General features: G+C 59.3%; 23 protein-coding genes. 13 read left to right on the forward strand and 10 right to left on the reverse strand.

Going from position 1 to position 25,780, the window contains the following annotated elements; translation table 11 throughout:
- Window positions 1-10: 10 nt before the first annotated feature.
- The gene (locus P3G59_RS04720; protein ID WP_122605967.1) at window positions 11-958 is read left to right on the forward strand and encodes a LysR substrate-binding domain-containing protein; all 948 of its coding nucleotides are present in this window, start codon (window positions 11-13) and stop codon (window positions 956-958) included.
- Between the two features lie 200 nt (window positions 959-1,158).
- Entirely contained in the window at window positions 1,159-1,563 is a 405-nt protein-coding gene (locus P3G59_RS04725) for an HPF/RaiA family ribosome-associated protein (RefSeq protein ID WP_034154535.1), read from the forward strand.
- 391 nt (window positions 1,564-1,954) lie between these two features.
- On the opposite strand, the gene P3G59_RS04730 is transcribed toward P3G59_RS04725, so the two are convergent.
- From P3G59_RS04730 to P3G59_RS04745, 4 genes are all read right to left on the reverse strand, one after another.
- Window positions 1,955-2,323 carry an endonuclease domain-containing protein gene (locus P3G59_RS04730; RefSeq protein ID WP_277760640.1) on the reverse strand — a complete coding sequence of 123 codons (369 nt, stop codon included), beginning with the start codon at window positions 2,321-2,323 and terminating at the stop codon, window positions 1,955-1,957.
- A 390-nt stretch (window positions 2,324-2,713) separates the two neighbouring features.
- Window positions 2,714-5,047 (reverse strand): TonB-dependent Fe(3+) dicitrate receptor FecA, encoded by a 2,334-nt coding sequence (fecA, locus tag P3G59_RS04735; RefSeq protein WP_277760641.1) that lies wholly within the window; start codon window positions 5,045-5,047, stop codon window positions 2,714-2,716.
- A gap of 204 nt (window positions 5,048-5,251) precedes the next feature.
- Entirely contained in the window at window positions 5,252-6,184 is a 933-nt protein-coding gene (locus P3G59_RS04740; RefSeq protein WP_277760642.1) for a DUF4880 domain-containing protein, read from the reverse strand.
- Window positions 6,181-6,669: a sigma-70 family RNA polymerase sigma factor gene (locus P3G59_RS04745; protein ID WP_277760643.1), complete on the reverse strand. Its 489-nt coding sequence runs from the start codon at window positions 6,667-6,669 to the stop codon at window positions 6,181-6,183. The genes P3G59_RS04740 and P3G59_RS04745 overlap by 4 nt, the downstream gene beginning before the upstream one ends.
- Window positions 6,670-6,859: 190 nt before the next feature.
- Here P3G59_RS04745 and P3G59_RS04750 point away from each other — a divergent pair, with 190 nt between their 5' ends.
- From P3G59_RS04750 to P3G59_RS04775, 6 genes are all read left to right on the forward strand, one after another.
- Entirely contained in the window at window positions 6,860-7,165 is a 306-nt protein-coding gene (locus P3G59_RS04750) for a DUF3649 domain-containing protein (protein ID WP_016986986.1), read from the forward strand.
- Window positions 7,162-8,748 (forward strand): PepSY-associated TM helix domain-containing protein, encoded by a 1,587-nt coding sequence (locus P3G59_RS04755; RefSeq protein ID WP_277760644.1) that lies wholly within the window; start codon window positions 7,162-7,164, stop codon window positions 8,746-8,748. The genes P3G59_RS04750 and P3G59_RS04755 overlap by 4 nt, the downstream gene beginning before the upstream one ends.
- Window positions 8,748-9,074, forward strand: a complete 327-nt coding sequence (locus P3G59_RS04760; protein WP_277760645.1) for a DUF3325 domain-containing protein — start codon at window positions 8,748-8,750, stop codon at window positions 9,072-9,074. The genes P3G59_RS04755 and P3G59_RS04760 overlap by 1 nt, the downstream gene beginning before the upstream one ends.
- A gap of 1 nt (window position 9,075) precedes the next feature.
- Window positions 9,076-9,642, forward strand: coding sequence for an RNA polymerase sigma factor (locus tag P3G59_RS04765; protein WP_277760646.1), 567 nt, complete (start codon window positions 9,076-9,078; stop codon window positions 9,640-9,642).
- Window positions 9,639-10,628, forward strand: a complete 990-nt coding sequence (locus P3G59_RS04770; protein ID WP_277760647.1) for a FecR family protein — start codon at window positions 9,639-9,641, stop codon at window positions 10,626-10,628. Before P3G59_RS04765 ends, P3G59_RS04770 begins: the two co-directional genes overlap by 4 nt.
- Before the next feature lie 199 nt (window positions 10,629-10,827).
- Entirely contained in the window at window positions 10,828-13,257 is a 2,430-nt protein-coding gene (locus P3G59_RS04775) for a TonB-dependent receptor (protein ID WP_277760648.1), read from the forward strand.
- A 200-nt stretch (window positions 13,258-13,457) separates the two neighbouring features.
- Here P3G59_RS04775 and P3G59_RS04780 read toward each other — a convergent pair whose 3' ends face one another.
- Window positions 13,458-14,333 (reverse strand): AraC family transcriptional regulator, encoded by an 876-nt coding sequence (locus P3G59_RS04780; protein WP_141128500.1) that lies wholly within the window; start codon window positions 14,331-14,333, stop codon window positions 13,458-13,460.
- 139 nt (window positions 14,334-14,472) lie between these two features.
- Between P3G59_RS04780 and P3G59_RS04785 the strand changes: the two genes are divergently transcribed.
- Window positions 14,473-15,375, forward strand: a complete 903-nt coding sequence (locus tag P3G59_RS04785) for a DMT family transporter (RefSeq protein WP_277760649.1) — start codon at window positions 14,473-14,475, stop codon at window positions 15,373-15,375.
- 19 nt (window positions 15,376-15,394) lie between these two features.
- Here the strand turns inward: P3G59_RS04785 and P3G59_RS04790 are convergent, their stop codons facing one another.
- Entirely contained in the window at window positions 15,395-15,904 is a 510-nt protein-coding gene (locus tag P3G59_RS04790; RefSeq protein WP_277760650.1) for a DUF2165 domain-containing protein, read from the reverse strand.
- Window positions 15,905-16,052: 148 nt separating this feature from the next.
- The gene (locus P3G59_RS04795; protein ID WP_277760651.1) at window positions 16,053-17,027 is read right to left on the reverse strand and encodes a D-glycerate dehydrogenase; all 975 of its coding nucleotides are present in this window, start codon (window positions 17,025-17,027) and stop codon (window positions 16,053-16,055) included.
- A gap of 288 nt (window positions 17,028-17,315) precedes the next feature.
- Between P3G59_RS04795 and P3G59_RS04800 the strand changes: the two genes are divergently transcribed.
- Window positions 17,316-18,494: an IS481 family transposase gene (locus P3G59_RS04800; protein ID WP_277758418.1), complete on the forward strand. Its 1,179-nt coding sequence runs from the start codon at window positions 17,316-17,318 to the stop codon at window positions 18,492-18,494.
- 401 nt (window positions 18,495-18,895) lie between these two features.
- Here P3G59_RS04800 and P3G59_RS04805 read toward each other — a convergent pair whose 3' ends face one another.
- The 3 genes from P3G59_RS04805 to P3G59_RS04815 all read right to left on the reverse strand — a co-directional run bounded on the left by P3G59_RS04805 (window position 18,896) and on the right by P3G59_RS04815 (window position 21,467).
- Window positions 18,896-19,390: a hypothetical protein gene (locus P3G59_RS04805; protein WP_277760652.1), complete on the reverse strand. Its 495-nt coding sequence runs from the start codon at window positions 19,388-19,390 to the stop codon at window positions 18,896-18,898.
- A 321-nt stretch (window positions 19,391-19,711) separates the two neighbouring features.
- The gene (locus P3G59_RS04810) at window positions 19,712-20,086 is read right to left on the reverse strand and encodes a DUF6124 family protein (RefSeq protein WP_277760653.1); all 375 of its coding nucleotides are present in this window, start codon (window positions 20,084-20,086) and stop codon (window positions 19,712-19,714) included.
- 412 nt (window positions 20,087-20,498) lie between these two features.
- Window positions 20,499-21,467 (reverse strand): LysR family transcriptional regulator, encoded by a 969-nt coding sequence (locus P3G59_RS04815; protein ID WP_007914118.1) that lies wholly within the window; start codon window positions 21,465-21,467, stop codon window positions 20,499-20,501.
- 281 nt (window positions 21,468-21,748) lie between these two features.
- Between P3G59_RS04815 and P3G59_RS04820 the strand changes: the two genes are divergently transcribed.
- The 3 genes from P3G59_RS04820 (at window position 21,749) to P3G59_RS04830 (ending at window position 25,773) form a co-directional block, all read left to right on the forward strand.
- A complete protein-coding gene (locus tag P3G59_RS04820) occupies window positions 21,749-23,248 on the forward strand; it encodes an efflux transporter outer membrane subunit (protein ID WP_277760654.1) in 1,500 nt (499 codons plus the stop codon).
- 142 nt (window positions 23,249-23,390) lie between these two features.
- Window positions 23,391-25,583, forward strand: a complete 2,193-nt coding sequence (locus P3G59_RS04825) for an FUSC family protein (RefSeq protein ID WP_277760655.1) — start codon at window positions 23,391-23,393, stop codon at window positions 25,581-25,583.
- A complete protein-coding gene (locus tag P3G59_RS04830) occupies window positions 25,573-25,773 on the forward strand; it encodes a DUF1656 domain-containing protein (RefSeq protein ID WP_007914106.1) in 201 nt (66 codons plus the stop codon). Before P3G59_RS04825 ends, P3G59_RS04830 begins: the two co-directional genes overlap by 11 nt.
- Window positions 25,774-25,780: the final 7 nt, after the last annotated feature.

The raw sequence follows: 25,780 nt of genomic DNA on the forward strand, positions 1-25,780 counted from the left end.
GGACTAAACGATGAGTCGTCAATTGCATGCCCAGACCTATGTCTGGCTGCAGGTGTTTTCCTGTGCCGCGCGGCACCTGTCGTTCACCCGGTGTGCCGAGGAACTGCACATCACCCCGGGGGCGGTCAGTCAGCAGATTCGCCAGTTGGAAGAACGTCTCGGTTTTCGCCTGTTTCATCGGCGTGCGCGCGGTGTAGAGCTAAGCGCAGAGGGGCAACGGCTGGCGATTACCGTCAATGAGGCGTATGGCAGCATCGATGCGGAATTGCGTCGGCTCGACGCCGGAATGATCAGCGGGATTTTACGTGTGCGCTCGATTCCGTCATTCCTCAGCAAGTGGCTGACGCCGCGATTGCCGCGTCTGCAACAGCGTTACCCGGACATTCAGCTACGGCTGGTCGCCGAGGACAGCAGCGTGCCGTTGCACGAAGGTGACTTTGATCTGGCGATCGATCTGAACGACGGCAGTTACCCGGGATTGTTATCCACAGCCTTGCTCGACGAGCAGATTTTTCCGGTGTGTGCACCGAGCCTGTTGCGTGGGCGTCCGCCGCTGCACGGACCGGCGGATCTGATGCATTTCCCGTTGTTGCATGACATCACTGCGTGGCGTGGCAGTTATGAATACGCAGAGTGGGAATTCTATTTGAACGCGATCGGTTTTGAGGGTGCCGACGTGCGGCGCGGGCACACGTTCAATCGCAATCACTTGACGATCGAAGCGGCGATTGCCGGCATGGGCGTGGCCATTGCCCGCCGCACCTTGCTCAACGATGAGCTGGAGCGGGGCACTTTGATCGTGCCGTTCGGCCTGTCGGTGCCCAACCATAAACGTTATGTGTTGCTGTACGCGCCAGGGGCGTTGAGCCATCCGGGCGTGCGCGCGGTGCATGATTGGCTGGTCGAAGAGGCGGGGATTTTTCGCAGTCTGCACCCGTTGAACGACGGGCAATTGTGAGCAAATTTTGCAGGATGACGGGGCGACCCAACTCCCGACCTTACCAGTGCTTTGCTTGGTTGTCCGGCTTTTTTTGCGAATGAATATTTATCTTTTTTCAGGGGTTGAAATGTTCGCCAGTCGGGCCGATTGTTGTAACCAGGAGGTCAGGAAATTCAACTCAAGGCCTCTCACGAGCTAGCTGAAATAAGGGATGAACTATGCAAATCCAAGTCAACAGCGATAACCATATTCAAAGTAGTCAACGACTGGAGGAGTGGGTACGTACAACCATTGAGAGCACGCTCGAACGTTATGAAGAAGACCTGACCCGTGTCGAAGTCCACCTGAGCGACGAGAACGGTGACAAACCAGGTCCCCATGACTTGCGCTGCCAGCTGGAAGCGCGGCCAAAAGGCCATCAACCGATTTCCGTGACCCATAAAGCCGATTCGCTGGAACAGGCGATCGACGGTGCAGCCGAAAAACTGGAGCACGCGCTGGAGCACCTGTTTGGCAAATTGCGCGGCAAACCACGTGCTGCAGTGGTGCCATTCAGCAAGGCGAATGACGCACTGCTGGAGGAAGAATTTCTTGAGAACGAACAGGCAGCGATCAACAGTTGATACGCTGATTTAATAAGCCAGCCAATGGGAACGGGCCTGCGAAAGCAGGCCCGTTTTTGTTTGTGGAGGTTTTTGCGCAGCGCATAAGAGAGCGGCCCCTCACCCCAGCCCTCTCCCTCCGGGAGAGGGGGCCGACCGAGGTGTCTGAAGAGGTACGTCGACCTGAAAGACCGAGTCGATTATGGATTCGGGCGATGTGCTTTGAGGTTGATGAGTTTCTGAAACATCCCCGGTCAGCCCGTCTTCTTCTGGAAGAGGGAGGCCGACCTGGTTGTATTGGGTGATGCATCGCCCTGAAAGACCGAGTTGATTATGGATTCGGCAAAATACTTTCAGGTCGATGCATTTCTAAAGCATCCCCCGGTCAGTTCCCTCTCCCTCTGGGAGAGGGTTAGGGTGAGGGCATTTTTCGATTCGCCGCAATTCTTATGATCTGCTCCAGCACATTGTCCATCTGCTGGATCACCTCGAGATTACTGAAACGCGCGACTTCAATGCCCTTTTGATTCAGATAGCGTGTCCGACGCTGATCATGAATCACTCCCGGCGTTCCATAATGCTGACCGCCGTCCAGCTCGATCGCCAACTTCAGCTCAGCGCAATAAAAATCCAGCACGTAAGGCTGGCAGGGAAACTGCCGACGAAATTTCAGATTGGCGATCTGGCGTGCGCGTAGCTTTTGCCAGAGCAGGTGTTCGCAGTCGGTTTGATTGATGCGTAACTGGCGGGAGAATTGGACGAGGGTGGGGCGTGTTTGCATGCTTCACTATCCTTGTGAAGTTGGTTTGAAGTTTTACTGTAGACCATGACCCGCTGACCCTCACCCCAGCCCTCTCCCGGAGGGAGAGGGAGCCGACCGAGTCGTGTTACGTAATACATCGACCTGAAAGACCGAGACGATTATGGATTCGGCAAAGCAGAATCAGGTTGGCGTACCTCGCAAGTATCCCCCAATCAGTTCCCTCTCCCGGAGGGAGAGGGAGCCGACCGAGTTGTGTTACGTAATACATCGACCTGAAAGACCGAGTCGATTATGGATTCGGAAAAGCAGAATCAGGTCGGCGTACTTCGCAAGCATCCCCCGATCAGTCCCCTCTCCCTACGGGCGGTCCGACGTTTCGGGAGGGCTAGGGTGAGGGGCTCTTAAGCCTTAAAACGCAACAGACGTCTGCACATAAACCGTGCGCGGCTCACCCACATACTTGCCCTTGTTGTTGTCATCAAACGAACGCGTGAAGTACTGCGTGTTGAAGATGTTCTTCACCCCCACCGCTACGTTCAGATCCGACAACTGCGGGCCGAAGTCATAGCCCGCGCGGCTGCTGAACAGCATGTAGCCCGGGATCTTGCCGGTGCTGCCGTCGGCGCTTTCTTTCGAGGTATTGGCGTTGTCGGCGAACTGGTCGCTCTGGAAGCTGCTATCCAGATTCAGCTTCCACGGGCCTTCGGTGTAGCCGACGCCAATCGTGCCTTTGTGTTTCGACGAGAACGGTACGCGATTGCCCTTGTTCGGCCCGTCTTCGCGGATGGTCGCGTCAACATAGGCGTAGGTGGCGTAGACATCGAAACCCGCGAGCGCCGGGCTCAAGTCATCCAGCGCGTAGTTGACGCTGGTCTCGATACCTTGGTGGCGGGTTTCGCCTCGGGCAATCACCGAATCGTTGGTCTGGTTGCTTTCGTACTGGTTGTCGAAGTTGATCAGGAACGCGCCGATCTCCGCGCGCAACGCGCCGTTGTCATAGCGCGTGCCGAGTTCCCAGGTGCGCGCCTTTTCCGGTTTCACTTCGCCGCTGGTTACGCGGTTGGGCATCTGGCTGTATTGCACACTGCCGAACGAGCCTTCGGTGTTGGCGTAGAGGTTCCAGCTGTCAGTCAGGTGATAGAGCACGTTCAATGCTGGCAGTGCGGTGTTGTAGTCGCCCTTGTATTTGACGTTGGTCAGGTTGTTGGTCTGCTGCGATTCGATCATTTCGTAGCGCACGCCCGGGGTGATCGTCCATTTGCCGATGTCGATGCGGTCGTCAACGAAGAAGGCATTGGCCTCGGTGCCGCCACGGGTGTCACGGTCATTGCGGCTGCTGGTGGTCGGGTATTCGTTGCTGCTGATTGGCGTGCGATAGCGCAGCTCGTGGCCAGCCTCGTTGATGTAGCGGTAGCCGACGCCGACTTCATGGCTGGTCGGGCCGAGGTCGAAACCTTGGGCGAAACGGGTTTCCAGACCCCGTACCCAATACTCGCGCGGCGACAGCGAGAGGAATGTGCCCTGATCGAGATAGCCGCTGCGCAAGGTCTTGGTGAAGAAGGTGTTGGCGGTGAATTCGCGGCGATCTTCCTGATAGCGATAGCCGAAATTGAACATTGTGCGTCGGCCCCAGAACTGGTCTTTCGGCCGTGTCGACTGGTACGGATCGGCGTCGTAATCGGCAACGTTCAGACCGCCGGGCATGTCGGCTTTACCTTCGTAATACTGCGCCATGGCGTTGAAGCTGTTGGCCTCGTCGAGCTGGTATTTGCCCTTGAGGATCAGGTCGTCGATCTCGGTGTCGCTGTGCTCGCGCCAGTCACCACCACGGGTGCCGGAGTAGAGCAACGCGCCGCCGAGGCCATTGGCATGGGTGCCACCGGCCAGCAGATTGGCGCTGGTCTTGAAGCCGTCATGGCTCGAGGATGGGCTGGTTTCCGTCTGGAAGCCGCCCTTGACCGTTGGCTCGTCGGGAATCGCCCGGGTCACGAAGTTGACCACGCCACCGACGTTCTGCGGGCCGTAACGCACGGCGCCACCGCCGCGCACCACGTCCACGGCATCCATGTTGCCCATGCTGATTGGCGCGAACGATAGCTGCGGTTGGCCATAAGGCGCGAACGGCACCGGAATGCCATCCATCAACACCGTCGAGCGCGCGGCCAGGCGTGGATTCAAGCCACGAATACCGAAATTAAGCGCCATGTCGTGGCTGCCGGTGCCGTTGTTTTCCGGGGCATTGACGCCGGGAATGCGGTTGAGCACATCGCGCGCCTGAGTGGCGCCCTGGCGTTCAAATTCTTCACGGCGGATCACATCACGGGCGCCGGGATGTTCGAACACATTGATTTGCGCAGCGTCGCCGAGCCAGTCGCCGACGACTTTCGAGGTGTCCAGTTCCAGCGCGGCGTCCGCCACCGGTTGCAGGCTGAACGCATTGTTGCCCTCGGCGCGCGCCTGCAGGCCGGTGCCTTCAAGCAATGCATTCAAACCTTGCTCTGGGGTGTAACGGCCTTCCAGGCCACGGCTTTGCACACCGCTGGTGATTTGCGAACCAAACGAGATCAAGACCCCGGCTTCACGGCCAAACTGGTTGAGGGCGTTTTCCAGCGACGACGGCGCGATGTGATAAGCCTTGGCTTCAGCAGCCATCGCAGCGGGCAGGGCACTGAAACTCAGGCTGGCGCCGAGAACGAGATTGCGCAGGCTGCGAGCCAGTGGCGTGAGGCGGGTGGGGTGCATGTTGATGATCCTGAGAAGGTTGAATCAAGGGGGCTTTCCTTCTCTGTCACGCCAGATCTGAAAAACGGCTCATTTATTTTTAAGATCAAAAGGTCGGTCGATCGCGGCCCGAGCCTTCGGCAGCTCCTACAGAAGATATGCATTCCACATGTAGGAGCTGCCGAAGGCTCGGGCCGTGATCGGACGATCTTTTGATCTTGCTCCTTAAACCCGCGCTTCGACGGTCACCCAGTAGCGGGTAAAACGCTTCACCTTCACCGGCAAACTGATTTCCAGCAGATCGAGAATCCGCTCGCTGTCGTCCAGCGGGTAAGTCCCGGAGATCAGCAGGTCGGCGACGCTCCTGTCACAGTTGAGCTGGCCGCGACGGTAGCGGTTGAGTTCATTGAGGAAGTCGCCCAAACGCATATGCGCGGCCACCAGCATGCCGTCAGCCCAGGCGCCGCTGTTGGCATCCAGCGGTTCGGTGGCGCTGACGGACGTCGAGGTAAAACTCAACTGACGCGCGAGCGGCAGCGACATTGACGCGCGCCCATTACCGCTCAGTTCGACACGGCCTTCAAACAGCGCAACCTGCGTGCGATCGGCAAATTGACGCACATTGAGACGTGCTCCATAAGTTTTAAGAATGCCCTGAGCGGTGCGCACTTCGAATGATTGCGCGGCAGTCAGAAGGATTTCGCCTTCGAGCAAGCGGATCAGTCGCGCCGAGGTATCGACATCGGCGGCACTGGCTGTATTGAGTTGCAACTGATCGCCGGCACCAAGCGCCACCCTGCGCCGTTGCCCGATCGGGCTGCGGTAATCAGCGAGCAGCGACGGCAGGGGATTGTGCTCGCGCATGCCCCAGGTGACGGCTGAGCCCGCGCCAAGAATCAGCAGCAGTTTCAGTGCCTGACGACGACTGCCGGGCTTCGCTCCGTTCAACGCCGCGTGTGCCAGCGGCGAAGACACGCCGCGCAGACGCTGATTGACTCGTTGAATATGCTCCCACGCCCGACGATGTTCACTGTGCGCATCCAACCATTGTTGCCAGGCGTGTTGCTGGCGCGGGGAGAGCGCGCCTTGCTGCATTTCCATCAGCCAGTGCACGGCCTGTTCTGCCACCTGAGAGGAGAAATCCGCTGCGCGGTTCATAGGGCGAAATAGCAGCGCATCGCCGCTTTGTTCAGATGACGTTTGACCGTGGCCACGGAAATGCCGAGTTCGGTGGCAATCTGTGGATACGTCAGACCATCGACCTGCGCCAGCAAAAAGGCGCGTTTGACCTGGCGCGGCAGACCGTCGAGCAACTCATCCAGCTCTATCAGGGTTTGCAGGATGATCGCCTTGTCTTCTTCCGACGGCGCGACCATGTCCGGCATCTGCGCCAGGGTGTCAAGGTAGGCGCGTTCCAGATCCTGACGGCGGTAATGATTGAACAGAACACGTTTGGCCAGCGTCGTCAGAAAGGCGCGCGGCTCGATGATCACCGGCGGTTCACGCGCGGTCAGCACCTTGATGAAGGTGTCCTGGGCCAGATCCGCCGCGCTGTCCGGGCAGCCGAGTTTGCGCCGCAGCCAGCCGGTCAGCCAGCTGTGGTGGGCCTGATAGAGCGATTCGACGGGATGGGCGGACGGCAACGGTATTACCCCGGGCGCCTGATGACGCGGTAGAGAGTATGCGTTAGAGAACAAGAACTGTTCGCATTGTAGTGGGCTACATGCTCGGCCGGCAATCAGATGCTTTTGCGTATGAGAATATTTATCATTAATATTGCTCGCCTGTAGGTTCGGCTCATCGGTCGGACGTTTTTCGTTTCAGGGTCGAAACATGAAAGGCAAACTCGCCACACTTCCCATGTCCTATCGTCTGGCCGTCACCTCACGGGTGTTGGCCGCGGTGTTTGGCGGCTATCTCGTTGCAGCCCTGGCCAGTGTCACGCTGACGTTGTGGCTGCCATTGAGCCGTGCCGAAGCGGTGGTGACCGGCATGACCATTTCCTTTCTGGTCTATCTGGTGGCGGTGTTGTGGTGTTTTGCCTGTCGCACGGCGTGGTCCGCGTGGGTCGGCTTGCTGGTGCCGAGTGTGATTCTGGCAACCATTTCCGGCGCGGCGCGCGGCTTGGGTCTGGCATGAAAGAGGGTTTTCGTCAGGCGATGGCCTGGCTGCACACCTGGGCCGGGCTGCTGTTCGGCTGGTTGCTGTTCGCGATTTTTCTGACCGGGACGCTGGCGTATTTCAAGGGTGAAATCAGCCACTGGATGCAGCCGGAAATCCCCGCACGATCGGTGAGTGCCGAGACGAGCCTGACGGTGGCCCAGGACTATCTGCAACAACACGCGGCGGGCGCCTCACGCTGGCTGATCGATTTGCCTGATGCCCGTGATCCCGGCCTGACCGTACGCTGGCAGCCAGCGCCGGCGAAGCCCGGCGAGCGCGGGCGTTTCGAATCGAAAACCCTCGATGCGCAAACCGGCGCCGAAGTGCAGGGCCGCGAAAGCATGGGCGGGGAGTTCTTCTACCGTTTCCACTTCCAGTTGCAAATGCCTTATCCGTGGGGCCGCTGGCTGGCGACCATTGCCGCGATGGTGATGTTCGTTGCGCTGATTACCGGGATCATCACCCACAAAAAAATCTTCAAGGACTTCTTCACCTTCCGCCCGCGCAAGGGCCAGCGTTCCTGGCTCGACGGGCATAACGCGGTGGGTGTGCTGGTGTTGCCGTTTCACCTGATGATCACTTACAGCAGCCTGGTGATTTTCATGTCGATGGTCATGCCGGCGAGCATCGTTGCGTCTTACGGCAGTGACGTGCGCACGTTTTATGACGAGGTGTTCCCGGCCTCGAAAACACCGGAGCGCGCCGATATCGCTGCACCGTTGGCGGCCATGGCGCCGCTGTTGAGCAAGGCCCGCGAGCAATGGTCGGGCGGCCACACGGCGCGCCTTTCCGTGAGCAATCCGGGGGATGCCAACGCCACGGTGGTGCTGTCCCGAGCCGGCGACAGTGTCGTGCATGATTTCGGCCGCGCCGTGACCTTCAACGGTGTGACCGGACAGGTGCTCGGCAGCACACCGGACCAGCCGGTGGCGATGGCGGTGGGGGGAGCGTTCTATGGTTTGCACATGGGCCACTTCGCCGGGCCGCTCTTGCGCTGGCTGTACTTCATCTGCGGGCTGGCCGGCACGGCAATGATCGGCACCGGGCTGGTGATCTGGCTCGGCAAGCGTCAGCTCAAACATGCCAAGAGCGGTGTGATGCCGTTCGAATTGCGGCTGGTGGAAGTGCTGAATATCGCCAGCATGGCCGGGCTGGTGTCGGCGGTAGCGGTGTTCTTCCTTGCCAATCGTTTGTTGCCGGTGAATCTCGTCGGGCGCGCAGATTGGGAAGTGAACGCGTTCTTCATGGCCTGGGGATTGAGCGTGCTACACGCGGTGTTCAGACCGGGGCGCAAAGCCTGGATTGAACAGCTTGTGCTGGGGGCGGCGCTGTTTGTCGCGGTGCCGCTGATCAATGCGCTGACCACCCCTTGGAATCTCGGCGTCGCGTTGCTGCAGGGTGACTGGGCGTTGGCCGGGTTTGATTTGACCTGCCTCGCAACAGGTCTGTTTCTGGCCTGGGCCGTGTGGAAAATGCAGCGCGCCGGCAGCCCGGTCAGCGTGAAAAAAACATCACGCGAAAAGGCCCGGCCGATCATCCTTGAGCAAGGGACACCCTGATGCTGCTGGCCCTGTTGCTCACCTACGCCGGATTCACCGCGTTGTGCCTGTCGATGCCTCGACACCACGATGAACTGCTCGGCCGAAAACCTTCCACCCGTCGTCGTCAGGGCCTGATGTTGGCCGGATGGCTGATGCTGAGTCTGTCACTGTGGGCGGCCGTCTCGGCGAACGGCTGGAGCTTCGGCCTGGTTGACTGGTTCGCCGTGCTGATGCTCAGCGCCCTGGCGTTGGTCTTGTTGCTGCCGTATCGCCCGCGTCTGGCCTTGGCGCTGGCCGGGGTCAGTTTGCTGGCCAGTCCGGTCGCGGCATGGGCGCAGTGCTGACGTGCTGATCGGGCTGCCGCCGGAATCCCGCGACGACGAGCCGCGCGGGGCGCGTGCGCATTTTCTTCAGGTATTCCTGTCCCAGCGTTCGCAAATGGAAGCGCTGGTGAGCCGACGCGTCGGTTGCCGGGCGACGGCGGCGGATCTGGTGCAGGACCTGTTTCTGCGTTTCTGGCGGCGGCCGCTGGTGCAGGTCGAAGAACTCAGCACCTATCTTTTGCGCTGCGCCGGCAACATTGCTATCGACCATCTGCGCAGCGAAGGCACGCGTACGCGGGTCAACGAAGGCTGGCAACCGGAAGCGCCGGACAGCCACGGCAGCGAACCGCAAGCGGCGCTGGAAGCGGGCAATGATCTGCGCCATGTCGAAGCGGCGTTGCGCGCCTTGCCCGAACGCACCCGGCAAATCTTTTTGCTCAATCGCATCCACGGCCGCAAGTACGCGGACATCGCCAAAGCCATGGGCCTGTCCCAAAGTGCCGTGGAAAAACATATGATGCGCGCCCTCGAGGCCTGCAAGGCCAGCCTGCGCGAACCCGCGCCACGCCTGCCAGGGAAAGCACCGTGAAGCCATCCGATTGCCCCACCCCGACGCCCGCTCAAGAGCAGGCCGCGTTTGCCTGGCTGAGCCTGTTGCACGATCGGCCCAGCGCCGGTGATCAACTGACCTTCAGCCAATGGCTGCGCGCCGATCCGGCGCATGCCGAGGCTTACGCGCAGGCGCAGGTCGTCTGGGAACTGAGCGAAAGCCCGGCGCGAACGCTGGCCGATGAAGAGGCTTTGGCGTTGCAGGGCTTTCTCGAGTCGATGGATCGCCCGCGCCGTCCGGCGCTGTTGCGCTGGTCGGGCGCGCTGGCGATGGCGGCGTGTCTGGTGCTGATGGTCAGCGTCGGCACCGGGTGGCAACCGCAACGCTGGATCGACGATCTGGGCGCTGATTATGTCTCGGCACCCGGCGAGATCCGCACGGTGACGCTGGCCGATCAGTCGCAAGTGACGCTGGATGGCGACAGTGCGATTGCCGTGGACTTCAGTCAGGGTGAGCGGCATGTTCAGTTGCGTCGTGGTGCCGGTTTCTTCAGCGTCACCCACACCGGTGATCCGTTCGTAGTTGCGGCGCAGAAGGGCGAGGCGCGGGTGCTTGGCACGCAATTCGAAGTGCGACTGCAGCCTCACGGTGCGCAGGTTACGGTGTTGTCCGGGCGCGTTGGCGTGACGGCGGATCGCGATGGCGAACAACAGATCCTCACCGCCGGTCAGCAGGTGGCTTACGGCGAAGGCACGTCGCAAAAGCTTCATGCGGTGGACAGCGAAGCACAGCTGGCCTGGCGTCAGGGCTGGCTGACGTATTACAAGTCGACGCTGGCCGATGTGGTCGAGGATCTGCGCCGTTATTACCCGGGGCGGATTGTGTTGCTCAACGATGAGCTGGCGGCGCGCAAGGTCAGTGGCAGTTTTCCGAGCAAGGATCCGCAGGCGGTGCTCAGTTCCCTGCAAGGGGTGATGGGGTTTGAGCAGCATCAGGTGTTGGGGCATCTGATTATTTTGCGTTGAAGTAAAAGTCAAAAAATCGCAGCCTTCGGCAGCTCCTACAGGGGTCGCATTCCAATGTAGGAGCTGCCGAAGGCGGCGATCTTTTGCTCTTGAAAAATATTTTCAAATTTGTGGTGAGGTAAACCCGAGCCCCATCCGTGTAGTGACTGAAACTGCGAGTCATTCGCATCCGTTGCGGTTCTACACAGGTCATTGAGTCATGAAGTCCAGGGCAAAGTCGGGTTCGGTCAAACAGTGGTTAAGCGTGTCGGCAATGAGTTTTTCGGCACTGGCGTTGTTGCCGATAAACATGGTGCTCGCCGCTGAAAGCGTCAGCAGCCAGACGCAAAAGCAGTTCAGTTTCGCCTTGGCCGCCAAGCCGCTGCCGCAAGCCTTGAGCGACTTCAGCCGCGTCACCGGGCAGAGCGTGGTCTACACCGACGAAGCGCCGTACGGCCTCACGGCGCCGGCAGTCAATGGCCAGATGAGTGCCGAACAGGCGCTGCAACGTCTGCTTAGCGGTTCCGGCCTCAGTTTCCGCCGCACCGATAGCCACACGCTGGCGCTGGAGCCCAAGCCTACCGAAGGCGCGTTGAACCTCGGTGCCACCACCATCACCTCGATGCGCGACGAGGCGATGAGCTATCAACCGCCGCAAACCAGTTCGGTGATGCGCTCTTCGGCGTCGTTGCAGGAAGTCCCGCAGACCGTCAACGTCATCCCGGCGCAAGTCATCCGCGATCAGGCGCCGCGCAATCTGGATGACGCACTGGCCAACGTCAGCGGTATCACCCAGGGCAACACCTTGGGCAGCACTCAGGATTCGGTGATGACGCGCGGCTTCGGTGACAACCGCAACGGCTCGATCATGCGCGACGGCATGCCGATCGTGCAGGGCCGCGGCATGAACGCCACGGTTGATCGCGTCGAAGTGCTCAAGGGCCCGGCCTCGCTGTTGTACGGTATCCAAGACCCGGGTGGCGTGGTCAACATGGTCAGCAAGAAGCCTGAACTGACGCCATACAACGCCCTGACCTTGCGCGGCTCGACCTACGGCGACGGCAAAAACGGCAGCGGCGGTACCCTCGACAGCACCGGCCCGTTGGGCGATTCCGGGCTGGCTTATCGCATGGTGCTCGACCACGAAGATGAAGATTACTGGCGCAATTTCGGCACCCACCGCGAAACCCTGATCGCCCCGTCGCTGGCCTGGTTCGGCGAGAGCACCAAACTGTTGTTCGCCTACGAGCACCGTGAATTTCTCACGCCGTTCGACCGTGGCACGCTGATCGATCCGCGCACCAATCACCCGTTGGACATCTCGCGTAAAGAACGCCTCGACGAGCCGTTCAACAACATGGAAGGCCGTTCGGATCTGTATCACTTTGAAGCCGACCACGACCTCAACGACGACTGGAAAGCGCACTTCGGCTACAGCTGGAACCGTGAAACCTACGACGCCAGCCAGGTGCGCGTGACCGCCATCGACACCAAAAAGGGCACGCTGACCCGCAGCATGGACGGCACCCAGAATGCGATCAGCACCGACCGTTTCACCACCGCCAGCCTCGAAGGCAAGGTCAACGTGCTGGGCATGCAGCATGACCTGGTGTTCGGCGTCGATGACGAGTACCGCAAAATCTACCGCGAGGACTTGATCCGGCAAAAAAGCCTGACCACGTTCAGCTACCTCAATCCGGTGTATGGCCGTGAAGTTGCCGGCACGACTGTCAGCGCTCCCGACAGCGCGCAGACCGATGAACTGCGCAGCGATTCGGTGTTCATGCAGGACTCGATTCACCTCAACGACCAGTGGATTCTGGTCGCCGGCGGACGCTTTCAGGAATACGACCAGTACGCCGGCAAAGGCGTGCCGTTCAAGGCCAACACCGACAGCAACGGCCAGAAGTTCGTACCGCGCGCAGGTCTGGTGTATCGCTACACCGACGCCTTGTCGTTCTACGGCAGCTACACCGAATCGTTCAAACCCAACTCGACCATCGCCCCGCTGAGCGGAAGCAGCACCGTGCTCGACGGCAGCATCGCGCCGGAAGAAGCCAAGTCGTGGGAACTGGGCGCGCGTCTGGACCTGCCGGGGCGCGTGACCGGCAACATCGCGTTGTTTGACATCAAGAAACGCAACGTGCTGGTGGCCAATTCCGAAGGCCCGACGACGATTTACAGCGCCGCCGGCGAGGTGCGTTCGCGCGGTCTGGAAATGGACCTGACCGGTCAACTGACGGACCACTGGAGCATGATCGGCAGCTACGCCTACACCGATGCCGAAGTGACCGAAGACCCGGACTACAAAGGCAAGCGCCTGCAGAACGTAGCGAAGAATTCCGGCTCGTTGTCGGCGGTGTATGACTTTGGCAGTGTGATCGGTGGCGACCAATTGCGCGTCGGCGCGGGCGCTCGTTACGTCGGTGAGCGTGCGGGTAATGCGGTCAACGATTTCGATTTGCCGAGTTACACCGTGGCCGATGCGTTCGCCACTTACGAGACCAAGGTCGAAGGGCAGAAGGTCAAGTTTCAGCTCAATGTGAAGAACCTGTTTGATCGCACGTATTACACCTCGGCGGCGAGCCGGTTCTTTGTGTCGATGGGGGATGCGCGGCAGGTTTCGTTGTCCAGCACCCTGGAGTTTTAAGGCAAGATCAAAAGCCCCTCACCCTAACCCTCTCCCGGAGGGAGAGGGGACTGACCGTGGGATATTTCAGAGGTACACCGACTTGAACGTGATGCTTTGAATCCATAATCGATTCGGTGTTTCAGGTCGACGTAGAGCGCCAGACACCTCGGTCGGCCCCCTCTCCCTCCGGGAGAGGGCTGGGGTGAGGGGAGAAGGGCTCAACGCAAAAACGCCTGCCGATACTCACCCGGCGTCCCGCCCAACACCTGCTTGAACCGATTAGTGAAATGACTCGCGCTGGCAAAGCCGCACGCCAGCGCAATCTCACCCAATGGCAACGCCGTCCCGCGCAACAATTCCCGTGCCCGACTCAAGCGCCGCGCCAGCACGTATTGATGCGGCGGCAGGCCGAAACTGGTGCGAAACATCCGCGCAAAGTGGTATTCCGACAGCGCACACAACCCGGCCAGTTGACCGAGGCTGATCGGCTCGGCCAACTGAGTGTCGATGAACTCCACCAATTGCCGACGCTGATGCGGTGCGAGCCCGCCCTTCAAACGCAGACCCTGACGCGCGCCGACCTGACTGAGCAAGGTGTGGCTGATCAGTTCATGGGCGAGGCTGCTGGTCAGCAAACGTTCGGCGGGTTCGTCCCAGTTCAGCGTCAGCAACTGCCGGAAGCGTTGTGCTTGTTGTGGGTCTTCGAGGAAGGTCTGCTCGCGCAATTGCATCTCTCGGGGTTCGCGATCGAGCAACGTGACGCAACCGAGGGCAAATTGTTCGGCGCTGAAATACAGATGCGCCAAGCGAATATCGCCGTTGATCACCCAACCCGATTCATGGTCGGCCGGAAGGATACAGAGCTTGTCCGGCCCGCCTTTTTGCCCGGGTTGATCGCGACGGAAGGTACCGGTACCTCCGGCGATGTAGCAGGACAGGGTGTGATGGCTCGGCGCTTCATAATCCTGCGCATCGTGGTGGTTGGTCCACAAAGCGGCAGACAAGCCGTCGCCGAGCTCGGCGCTGTGCACAAGGCGTGCGTTCGGCGAGCTGTTCAATGCTTGAAAGACTTGCAGGGTATCGATGGCGGCCATGGTCGGTTCTCTTCAACGCCTTGCATCCTACTCCGTAGACACCGCCCTGCCAGCCTGCCGCCAGACAAAAGCGCAAGAATCTGCAAGCGCTCGAACCAGGTCCGGGCTGACACTCAAGGCCTATCGAGGAGTGTGTGCCATGAACCTGTCGTTGTATTTGTTGACCGTGCTGATCTGGGGCACCACGTGGATTGCCTTGAAATGGCAACTGGGCGTGGTAGCGATTCCCGTATCGATCGTCTATCGCTTCGGCCTCGCCGCGCTGGTGCTGTTTGCGTTGTTGCTGCTCAGCCGTCGCCTGCAACCGATGAACCGTCGCGGGCACTTTATCTGCGTGGCTCAGGGGTTGTGTCTGTTCTGCGTCAACTTCATGTGCTTCCTGACCGCCAGTCAATGGATCCCCAGCGGTCTGGTCGCGGTGGTGTTCTCCACCGCAACGCTGTGGAACGCGCTGAATGCGCGGGTCTTTTTTGGCCAGCGCATCGCGCGCAATGTGCTGCTGGGTGGCGGGCTCGGGTTGTTTGGGTTGGGCATGTTGTTCTGGCCGGAACTGGCCGGGCATCAGGCCAGCCCGCAAACCTTGCTCGGTCTGGGCCTGGCGTTGTGCGGCACGTTGTGTTTCTCGGCGGGCAACATGCTCTCGAGCCTGCAACAGAAGGCCGGACTCAGACCGTTGACCACCAATGCCTGGGGCATGGCCTATGGGGCGGCGATGTTGTCGGTGTGGTGCCTGGTCAAAGGCATTCCATTCGACATGGATTGGAGCCCGCGTTACGTCGGTGCGCTGCTGTATCTGGTGATTCCGGGTTCGGTCATCGGTTTTACCGCGTATCTGACGCTGGTCGGGCGCATGGGGCCGGAGCGCGCGGCGTATTGCACGGTGCTGTTCCCGGTGGTGGCGTTGAACGTCTCGGCGTTTGCTGAAGGTTACCAATGGACAGCGCCGGCGCTGGTCGGGCTGGTATTGGTGATGCTGGGCAATGTGCTGGTGTTTCGCAAACCGAAAGCGCGTGTGGCGCCGGTGCAGGGAAAGTTGGCCTGAAGTAAACGAGCGCTGAACCTCAGCGCTCGACTTTCAAGGTGATGTAAATCATCACCGGGAACATGAAGTCAACGATATGACGCGCCCAATCCTTAGCGTTCCATGATTGCGAAGTGTCCATGTCAAACCATTCAACTCCCACGGTTTGCAGGCACACGTAATAAATGAAGATGGCCGCGAGTATGCCCATGATCGAGAACTTCTTTGCCTCATGGAAGACCTCGGCAGGGGCATTGATATGGCGCAACAACTGATACGTGCCCATCAGGCATAGCACCGTGTAGATGACTTCCAGGGTGATGATGAACCAGTAGATACGGTGATGAATCATCGGTGATTCGATGGCCCGATACTTGATGGTTTCGCTGGCCGTGGTGGTGTCCATGCTCAGGATATGGGCCACGTAAATGTAGTTTGAGTCATAGTCGGTGAAGTTGTGGATCATCACCAGCAGGCCAAAGAAACTGATGTAGGCCATTAATATAACTTTGCTGTAACGGATAAGTTTGTCGGTGGTCAGGGTGTTCAAGGTTTTAGCTCTCCATAGCGCTTGTCGATTATTCGGCAGCCAGGCAGAGCTTATAATGCTGTTGTTTAAATTGGTTTGTTGTTCAATTTCAAGTTGTGTATGGCAATAACTAACGGGCAAGTGCGAGGTTGCACTTGCCCGTATTTTTTTATCCGCGCCAGACTTGCGGGTTGACCAGATCCTGCGGGCGTTCGCCGAGCAGGGCGCTACGCAGGTTGGCGACTGCACGATTGGCCATGGCTTCGCGGGTTTCATTTGTCGCCGAGCCGATGTGCGGCAGGGTCACGGCGTTGCTCAGCTGGAACAGCGGCGATTCGGCCAGCGGTTCTTTTTCGTAGACGTCGAGGCCGGCGCCGCGAATGCGCTTGTTTTGCAGGGCTTCGATCAGTGCCGGTTCATCGACGACCGGGCCACGAGAGATGTTGACCAGGATGGCGCTCGGCTTCATCAGGGCCAGTTCGCGGTGGCTGATCAGGTGGCGGGTCTTGTCGCTGAGTGGCACCACCAGGCAGACGAAGTCGGCTTCGGCGAGCAGTTGGTCGAGGCTGCGAAATTGCGCGCCGAGTTCCTGTTCGAGTTCAGTCTTGCGGCTGTTACCGCTGTAGATGATCGGCATGTTGAAGCCCAAGCGTCCACGGCGGGCGACGGCGGCGCCGATGTTGCCCATGCCGACGATGCCAAGGGTTTTGCCGTGCACGTCAGTGCCGAACAGCGGGGCGCCGACGCTGGCTTGCCATTGGCCGGCCTTGGTCCAGGCGTCGAGTTCGGCGACGCGGCGGGCGCTGCTCATGATCAGGGTGAAGGCGAGGTCGGCGGTGCTTTCGGTGAGTACGTCGGGGGTGTTGGTGAGCATGATCCCGCGTTGGTTGAAGTAGTCGAGGTCGTAGTTGTCGTAGCCGACGGAGACGCTGGAGACCACTTCGAGTTTTGTCGCGTTTTCGAGTTGGGCCTGGCCTAGTTTGCGGCCGACGCCGATGAGGCCGTGGGCGTGGGGGAGGGCTTCGTTGAATTGGGCGTTGATGTCGCCGGCTTTTGGGTTGGGGACGATGACGTCGAACTCTTGTTGCAGGCGTTCGATCATGGGCGGGGTGATGCGGCTGAAGGCCAGGACAGTTTTTTTCATCGTTTTTGGCTCTTGTTCGGGCTTGATACCAAGCACGCTAACATTTCTGCCTTGGGGTTGTCTTGGCGGCCTCTGGGCCGACCAGGCTTTGGGTGGTTTTGTGTGTATATCCGTTTTTTGGGTGATGGCGGGTTAGGGTTCCGCCCTTACGGCGGGTCACTTTTTCCAGACGCCGAAAAAGTAACCAAAAAGGCTTGCTGGTATGACTCACCCACATAGGTAACAAAACAGTTCAAGCACATAGGTAACAGTTTTTAACTGGCACTGGTCGATTCCGAGGATCTGACCATGCCGTGGCGAGAGCTGAAACCTATGGACCTTAAAGTGATGTTCATCGCCGACTATCTGTCCGGTCGGCTCAACTTCAGTCAACTCTGTGCGGCTCACAGCATCAGTCGCAAGACTGGCTACAAGTGGGTGGCCCGCTACAACGCGGACAGCATCAATGGCTTGGCGGAGTGCAGTCGCAAGCGTCATTCTCAAGCACAGGCTGTGCCGTTTGCGGTCAAAGAAGCCATTCTTGAGCTGCGGCGCCAAGGTCAAACCACGCCGGGCCCGAAAAAGATCCAGACAGCCCTGCAAGAGCGGTTTCCAGATCAGCCGCCGCCCTCCAAAACCACGATCTACAACGTGCTTAAAAAAGCGGGGCTAGTGGTGTCTCGACGGTTGCGTCAGCGTGTCGCTGTCTATCCAAAACCACTCCAGAAAGCCGACCTTCCTAATCAGCTCTGGAGCGCTGATTACAAAGGCCAATACCTGACAGGAGACGGTGTCTGGTGTTACCCGTTGACGGTAATGGATCACGCCAGTCGATTTTTACTGGCTTGTGAAAGTATGCCGAGCACGACTTTCAAGGACGCCAAAGCCACCTTCGAACGGTTATTTAAGACGTATGGGATGCCTGAGCGGATCCGCACTGATAACGGTGTCCCTTTTGCCAGCGGCGGGCGTGCGGGGTTATCACAATTATCCATTTGGTGGGCTCGTCTAGGCATCATTCATGAGCGGACTCAACCTGGGCGACCTGAGCAAAACGGACGGCATGAACGCATGCACCGCACGCTTAAAAGTACATTGCCAAGACCGCCGGAAATTGAGTGGGGAGCTCAGCAGAAGCATTTTGATCTGTTCATGCAGCACTATAATCATGAGCGTTTTCATGAGGCATTGGGGCAGAAAACCCCGGCCTCTTGCTACATCAGCTCTTCACGGGTATTTCCGAGAAAGTTGCCGGAGATGAAATACCCCAGCCATGTTGAGGCATACCGAACGGACTCCAACGGCGTAGTGAACAAAGGAAGGCTCAGAATCTATGTGGGCTATGTCCTGAAACATCAGATAGTCGGATTGGAGAGCATCAGCGAGGGTGTTTGGGACATCATCTTTGGGCCTGTTCTACTGGGACGTGTTGATGAACGAGACGCTAAGGATGGTTATCTGACGCTCAAAGTAATCAAAAATAAGTGATCAGGTGTTACCCATGTGCCTGAACTTAACTGTTACCTATGTGGTTGTCCCGTTCATGCTCCTACGTGCGGCCCGCTCGCTGGGGCTCGGGGTTCCTTCGCTCCGGGATCGATCCGGGCGCAGCGCCTACGGTTTGCTTCGCTGCACCTCCTCTCGCTGTGTTTGGCTGCGCCAAACGGTCGCTGCGCTCCCACGCCCGGATCGATCCCTGCGCTCAGCCTTCCGACGTCGCCCGTGGATCAAGATCAAGAGCTGCAGCCGAGCTAACGCTCATCCTGTTGAGTGGTGAGAGCCGATGGGGTGGAGATGGCGCTGCTTGAAGAAAAGCGGACGCAGCAAGGCGGCGTCCTCAAACAATGGAGTTCATAAGTTTTATTTGATAATCATCGAGCTATCAGTTGCTAATCATTAATGATGAGTCCGGATGCGAATAAGCTGACATTGTCGATGCTGATGTTTGCTTTCCCGTTTTTTTGTGCGAGTTTGATGTTGTGAAGTCGCGCCAGCAACGTGCCGTGGTTCTTGTCAAAGACAATATACACAAAACCTTCGTTATCTCTGACACCCTCGAATGCAGGAGTGTCATAGTCATAATTTTCGGCGTATTGAATAACACCGATGCGGCTCTCTTCGTTAAAGTAATGCTCTCCATCGGGTAGATCGTATGGAAAGGTAAAAAAAATAGTTTTGCCGTAGGGGTTTTTGTTTCGATCTGGATCCGTAGCTAAAACAATGACGGTTTTTTCTGTAACCGAAAAACTGGAAATCTTTAAGTCAATTTCATTGCTGGTACGTTGCCCTAAAGTTCCTTTGGCGAAATCAGTGCCTGAACTGGTTTCTGTAATGTTTTTAACAAGGCTTGCATCTGAATTGCGTTTCTTGAGGAAGTCGAGCATTTTGTGCACCTTCTGAGTGGGTAATATGCAGCCTTAGTTTTTCTTAATTCAGAAAGGTTGGTAACTGTCACATTTGACAGGTTCTTAGCTCGTTTCGCGATATAGGCAATAGCCAATAATCAGGCAAGTTTGCGAGTAAGCGTTTTGGCTCCCCTGCTGTTGGAATAGGAAGCACGTGCAACCACAGGAGCCCACTTGTGGGCCTTCAGAATCTGAGTTCGACTCGGTATCGCACGTCGGCGTAACTCTCGCAAACACCTCGGTCAGTCCCCTCTCCCTTTGGGAGAGGGTTAGGCGGGCGGCGTTCCGATGAGGGGCTTCTCAGTTGTGTGCCTCGGGTTGTGGGATTTCGTGGTTATCCAGCACGCGGTTCACGGCCAGTTCGGCGAGCATGATGATCTGCTGAATGGCCAGGATCGTGCGCCTTTGCGGCAGGTCGATGTAGGCGGCGATGTCGCTGGTCATGAGGCTGGCCTGTGCCAGTGATTCGCAGGCGTGGACCAGCAGGCTTTCGCTGTCTTGGTCGGGGGCGACCTGGAACATGGTGCTGGGTTTGTGGAAGCGCAGGGTTAAGGCGTTGGGCTTGAGGTAGTGGTCGAGGGCGCGGTCGGCGGCTTCGTGGAATTTCTTTGAGCCGGGGAATTCGTAGGGGGTGGTGTCGTTGGTTTCAGGTGGATTAGGCGTTGGTTTGAACATAGGAAACATACTCGTGGCAAGTTGAGTTGAAGCTGCCACTTTTCGTTTTCCAGACGATAGGGTGGCAGCTGTACGCGGACTGGAAAAAACCGGCCCAACTCACCAAAACCGGCAGGCCCAAGGGCCTCCCGCGCACAGCCGCCATAACATTGCGAGCTAAAAAGCGCCGCAGTATGCCATGAGCTTTGGTAGTTGAAATCGGGTTTTCCAGACCCGGTCGCTGATTCGTCAGCGACCCCCAAACCCTATCCACCGCACTTCCGACGAGCAACCTGCAAAACCTGTCGGAAACTTCCGCGAAATTCCCGCAATGTAGGAGCTGCCGTAGGCTGCGATCTGTTGATTTTTAAACAGCAAGATCAAAAGATCGCAGCCTGCGGCAGCTCCTACGGGTTTCGGGGGGTGTTGAAAATCAGTTGGCGACGCGCGCGCCGGCGAGGCTGCCGCTTAATTCGTAAGCGGCCAATTCGGCCTGATGCGCTGCGAGAATTTCCGGCAACGACCCGCGCAGATACTCAACCCACGTCTTGATCTTCGCATCCAGATATTGCCGCGACGGGTAGATCGCATACAGGTTCAGCTCTTGCGAGCGGTAGTTCGGCATGACCCGCACCAGTGTGCCGTTACGCAAGCCCTCGATCGCCGCATACACCGGCAACACGCCCACGCCCATGCCGCTGGTGATCGCGGTTTTCATCGCGTCGGCGGAGTTGACCAGAAAAGGCGAGCTGTTGATGGTGACCATTTCCTGGCCTTCCGGACCGTCGAAGGCCCATTTTTCCAGGGGGATCACCGGGCTGACCAGGCGCAGGCAGGCATGGTTGAGCAGGTCGCTGGGCTTTTGCGCGGCGCCGTTGGCTTTCACGTAGGCGGGTGAAGCGCAGACTATGCTGTAGGTGATGCCCAGCCGTTGCGAAACAAAGCCTGAATCCGGCAGTTCGCTGGCGAGCACGATGGACACGTCGTAGCCCTCGTCGAGCAGGTCCGGCACGCGGTTGGCCAGGGTCAGATCGAAAGTCACGTCCGGGTGGGTCTTGCGGTAGCGGGCAATGGCGTCGATGACGAAGTGCTGGCCGATGCCGGTCATGGTGTGCACTTTCAATTGCCCGGCCGGGCGCGCGTGGGCGTCGCTGGCTTCGGCTTCGGCCTCTTCGACGTAGGCCAGAATCTGTTCGCAGCGCAGCAGGTAGCGTTTGCCCGCTTCGGTGAGGGCAATGCGCCGCGTGGTGCGGTTGAGCAAACGGGTTTGCAGGTGGGCTTCCAGGTTGGAGACCGCGCGCGAGACGTTGGCGGTGGTGGTGTCGAGTTGCACGGCGGCGGCGGTGAAGCTGCCGGCTTCGGCGACACAACTGAAGGCGCGCATGTTTTGCAAAGTGTCCATGGGGTGCTCTCAAGGGAGATGGCAAATTGTGACACGAAGTTTCGGGGGCTGAGACCCCAGACTTAAGGATTATCTCGTTAACCGTAACAAAGATTCACAGAAATCCCAGCTTATCGCCGTACAGGGCCTTCCATAGAATTGCGCCGATCCCATGTAGGAGCTGCCGCAGGCTGCGATCTTTTGATTTTGTTTTAAGGGAATCAAGATCAAAAGCTCGCAGCCTGCGGCAGCTCCTACAGGAAACAAGCCCCGCCTTATCCTCTTCTCAGGAATTCGCAGCTGTGCCGCGTCGCATCAACAGAGCGCTTTTGCCGCTCAGTGTTCTGGCTTTTACCCTGGGTCTTGGCGGCTGCATCTCAACGGACGGAATTGCCCCACAGGGCAACGCATTGGAGGCCAATACACTGGCCACCGACGACGCCATCGCCCACGCCGCCCGTGACGCCCACTGGCCCACCGCGCAATGGTGGCAAGCCTACGGCGATCCGCAACTCAATCGCTGGATCGACCTCGCCGTGCAAGGCAGCCCGAGCATGGCCATGGCCGCTGCGCGGGTGCGTCAGGCCAAAGCCTTGGCCGGTGTCGCCGAGGCGGCCGAGTCGTTGCAGATCAACGGCGAGTCGACGCTCAAACGGCACAACTGGCCGACCGATCAGTTCTACGGTCCGGGCGAGCTGGCCAACACCACCACGTGGGACAACAACGCCGCGCTTGGCTTCAGCTACGCCCTCGATCTCTGGGGCCGCGAAAGCAATGCCAGCGAGCGCGCGGTGGATCTGGCGCACATGAGCGCCGCCGAAGCGCGGCTGGCGCAGCTCGAATTGCAGAACAACATCGTGCGCGCCTATATCGAACTGTCGCTGCATTACGCCCAACGCGACATCGTTGCCGCGACGCTCAAACAGCAGCAACAGATTCTCGATCTGGCGCAGAAGCGTTTGAACGGCGGGATCGGCACGCACTTTGAAGTCAGCCAGGCCGAAACGCCGCTGCCGGAAACCCATCGTCAGCTCGATGCGCTGGATGAAGAAATCGCCCTGAGTCGCAACCAGATCGCCGCGCTCGCCGGTAAAGGTCCGGGGGCGGGCGCGCAGTTGCAGCGTCCGACCTTGTCCCTCGCTGCCGCACTGAAATTGCCGTCGGCGTTGCCCGCCGAACTTCTTGGTCAGCGCCCTGACGTGGTCGCCAGCCGCTGGCAGGTCGCGGCGCAGGCGCGCGGTATCGATGTGGCGCATGCCGGGTTTTACCCCAACGTCGATCTGGTCGGCAGCCTCGGCTACATGGCTACCGGCGGGGGCGCGCTGGAGTTTTTGACCGGCAAGAAACTCAACTACAACGTCGGCCCGGCAATCTCGCTGCCGATCTTTGACGGTGGTCGACTGCGCGCCGAATTGGGTGAAGCCTCCGCTGGTTACGACATCGCCGTGGCGCATTACAACCAGACACTGGTCAATGCGCTGAAGAACATCTCCGATCAGTTGATCCGTCGTGAGTCGATGGACAAGCAACAAGGCTTCGCTGCCGAGTCGGTCGCCACAGCGCAGAAGACCTATGACATCGCGATGATTGCTTATCAGCGCGGCCTCACCGATTACCTCAACGTGCTCAATGCGCAGACGTTGCTGTTCAAGCAGCAGCAGGTGCAGCAGCAGGTGCAGGCGGCGCGGTTGACGGCGCATGCCGAGTTGGTGACGGCGTTGGGTGGCGGCCTCGGTGCTGGCAACGATGTGCCGACTGCCGAGCAAACCCAAGCGCCGAAAACCCCGGCCCTCCTGCGTTGAACACACGACCCAATGTGGGAGCGAGCCTGCTCGCGAAAGCGGTTTACCCATCGACATCAATGTTGAATATGAAAACGCATTCGCGAGCAGGCTCGCTCCCACAGGTCCTGCGACCAAACCGAATCTCATTGAGCACCTCTGAATGACTCCCTTGCCCGCACCACTGCGCTGGCTCTACGCCCTGGAATGGCGCCGCGGTTTCTTCGACTGGGCGCGCAGCGATGGCGTGACCTGGGTCTACATCTTCAAGGTATTGCTCGCCGCATTCCTCACCCTGTGGCTGGCCATGCGCCTGGAACTGCCGCAACCACGCACGGCGATGATCACGGTGTTTATCGTCATGCAGCCGCAGAGCGGCCAGGTATTCGCCAAGAGTTTCTATCGCTTCCTCGGCACGTTGGCCGGCTCGGCGATGATGGTCACGCTGATCGCGCTGTTCGCGCAGAACACCGAACTGTTTCTTGGCTCCCTGGCGATCTGGGTCGGCATCTGCTCGGCCGGTGCCGCGCGTTGTCGCAACTTCCGCGCTTACGGTTTTGTCCTCGCGGGCTACACCGCCGCGATGGTCGGCTTGCCGGCGCTGGCGCACCCGGATGGCGCGTTCATGGCTGCCGTGTGGCGGGTGCTGGAGATCTCGTTGGGGATTCTCTGCTCGACCCTGATCAGCGCCGCGATCCTGCCGCAAACCGCCAGCGCCGCCATGCGCAACGCCTTGTATCAGCGCTTCGGCGTGTTCGCGCTGTTCGTCACCGATGGCTTGCGCGGGCGCAGCAAAGCCGAGTCCTTCGAGGCGAGCAACGTGCGCTTCATTGCTGAAGCCGTGGGGCTGGAAGGGCTGCGCAGCGTGACCGTGTTCGAAGACCCGCACATGCGTCGGCGTAACGGTCGACTGAGCCGGTTGAACAGCGAGTTCATGGGCATCACCACGCGCTTCAACGCGCTGCATCAGTTGCTCGAACGCCTGCGCGGCAATGGTGAAGAACACGTCGTCGCGGCGATCAGACCGGGTCTGCAGGATCTCGCCGAAGTGCTCGACGGCTTCAGCGGTCGCGCCCTTACCAGCCCCGATGCCGCCCGTCTGGCGACTGCGCTGGCGACCTACAAGGAAGGCCTGCCGGCGCGGGTGCGCAGCCTGCGTGCGATCTTTCAGGAAACCGATCCAAGCGACGCCGAACAACTGGATTTTCACACCGCGTACGAATTGCTTTATCGCTTCGTTGACGATTTGCACAGTTATGCACAGACCCACGCCTCACTGGCCGATCACCGCCACGAACGCGAGCGCTGGGATGAACCGTTCACCCCGCAAACCAACTGGTGGGCCGCCGCTGCGTCGGGCATTCGCGCCTCGTTCATCCTCATCGTGCTGGGCAGTTATTGGGTTGCCACCGCATGGCCAAGCGGCGCGACCATGACCCTGATCGCTGCCGCCACCGTGGGCCTCTCGGCGGCCACGCCGAATCCGAAACGCATGGCATTCCAAATGGCTTGCGGCACTTTTCTGGGAGCGTTGATCGGCTTCGTCGAGATGTTTTTCATCTTCCCGTGGATCGATGGTTTTCCGCTGCTGTGCGTGATGCTCGCACCGGTGATCGTGCTCGGCTCGTTTCTCACTTCACGGCCGCAATACGCCGGTGTCGGCCTCGGTCTGCTGATCTTCTTCAGCACCGGTTCGGTGCCGGATAACCTGACCATTTACAACCCGTACACCTTCATCAACGACTACATCGCCATGGTCATGGGCATGCTGGTCTGTGCTGCCGCCGGGGCAATTATTCTGCCGCCGAACAGCCGCTGGTTGTGGAAGCGTCTGGAGCAGGATTTGCGCGGGCAAGTGGTCTATGCGATCAGCGGCAAGCTCAAAGGCCTGGCCTCGAGTTTCGAGAGCCGCACCCGCGATCTGCTGCATCAGGCTTACGGTCTCGCGGCCGGGCAGCCGACAGTGCAGAAGAACCTGCTGCGCTGGATGTTCGTGGTCCTGGAAGTCGGTCACGCGATCATCGAGTTGCGCAAGGAACAGGCGATCTTGCCGGTGCACCCGGCCTATGCCGAATCGCAGCCGTGGCGCCAGGCGATCCGCGTGATGGGCCGGGCGCTGGTGCGCCTGTTCCTGCAACCGAACACCAGCAATCTCGAACGCGCACTGGTCGCGGTCGATCACGCGATCAGCCGCGTCGCGGCCACCGATGAGCCGTTCGCACCACACTTCGATACCTCGGCATTGCGCCGGGTGAAGAGCTACCTGCACTTCATCCGCACCTCGCTGCTCGATCCGCAATCACCGCTAGCCGCCTACGCCATCGCCAAGCCCGAAGGACTTGCCCATGCCTCGTGAAATCGCCTTCCACGGCGTGTACATGCCGACCATGACCCTGATGTTTTTCATCGCTGCGGCACTGGCCTGGGCGGTGGACCGGTTCCTGTCCGGGTTCGATCTGTACCGCTTTTTCTGGCACCCGGCGCTGCTGCGTCTGAGTCTGTTTACCTGTCTGTTCGGCGCCATGGCGCTGACTGTCTACCGTTGAGACTATC

It is taken from the genome of Pseudomonas sp. A34-9 (genome assembly GCF_029543085.1).
In the GTDB taxonomy this organism is placed as follows: domain Bacteria; phylum Pseudomonadota; class Gammaproteobacteria; order Pseudomonadales; family Pseudomonadaceae; genus Aquipseudomonas.

Coding starts and splice junctions, on each gene's coding strand:
- P3G59_RS04720 (WP_122605967.1), top strand. CDS start 11: ATGAGTCGTCAATTGCATGCCCAGACCTATGTCTGGCTGCAGGTGTTT.
- P3G59_RS04725 (WP_034154535.1), top strand. CDS start 1,159: ATGCAAATCCAAGTCAACAGCGATAACCATATTCAAAGTAGTCAACGA.
- P3G59_RS04730 (WP_277760640.1), bottom strand. CDS start 2,323: ATGCAAACACGCCCCACCCTCGTCCAATTCTCCCGCCAGTTACGCATC.
- fecA (WP_277760641.1), bottom strand. CDS start 5,047: ATGCACCCCACCCGCCTCACGCCACTGGCTCGCAGCCTGCGCAATCTC.
- P3G59_RS04740 (WP_277760642.1), bottom strand. CDS start 6,184: ATGAACCGCGCAGCGGATTTCTCCTCTCAGGTGGCAGAACAGGCCGTG.
- P3G59_RS04750 (WP_016986986.1), top strand. CDS start 6,860: ATGAAAGGCAAACTCGCCACACTTCCCATGTCCTATCGTCTGGCCGTC.
- P3G59_RS04755 (WP_277760644.1), top strand. CDS start 7,162: ATGAAAGAGGGTTTTCGTCAGGCGATGGCCTGGCTGCACACCTGGGCC.
- P3G59_RS04760 (WP_277760645.1), top strand. CDS start 8,748: ATGCTGCTGGCCCTGTTGCTCACCTACGCCGGATTCACCGCGTTGTGC.
- P3G59_RS04775 (WP_277760648.1), top strand. CDS start 10,828: ATGAAGTCCAGGGCAAAGTCGGGTTCGGTCAAACAGTGGTTAAGCGTG.
- P3G59_RS04780 (WP_141128500.1), bottom strand. CDS start 14,333: ATGGCCGCCATCGATACCCTGCAAGTCTTTCAAGCATTGAACAGCTCG.
- P3G59_RS04785 (WP_277760649.1), top strand. CDS start 14,473: ATGAACCTGTCGTTGTATTTGTTGACCGTGCTGATCTGGGGCACCACG.
- P3G59_RS04795 (WP_277760651.1), bottom strand. CDS start 17,027: ATGAAAAAAACTGTCCTGGCCTTCAGCCGCATCACCCCGCCCATGATC.
- P3G59_RS04800 (WP_277758418.1), top strand. CDS start 17,316: ATGCCGTGGCGAGAGCTGAAACCTATGGACCTTAAAGTGATGTTCATC.
- P3G59_RS04805 (WP_277760652.1), bottom strand. CDS start 19,390: ATGCTCGACTTCCTCAAGAAACGCAATTCAGATGCAAGCCTTGTTAAA.
- P3G59_RS04810 (WP_277760653.1), bottom strand. CDS start 20,086: ATGTTCAAACCAACGCCTAATCCACCTGAAACCAACGACACCACCCCC.
- P3G59_RS04815 (WP_007914118.1), bottom strand. CDS start 21,467: ATGGACACTTTGCAAAACATGCGCGCCTTCAGTTGTGTCGCCGAAGCC.
- P3G59_RS04825 (WP_277760655.1), top strand. CDS start 23,391: ATGACTCCCTTGCCCGCACCACTGCGCTGGCTCTACGCCCTGGAATGG.
- P3G59_RS04830 (WP_007914106.1), top strand. CDS start 25,573: ATGCCTCGTGAAATCGCCTTCCACGGCGTGTACATGCCGACCATGACC.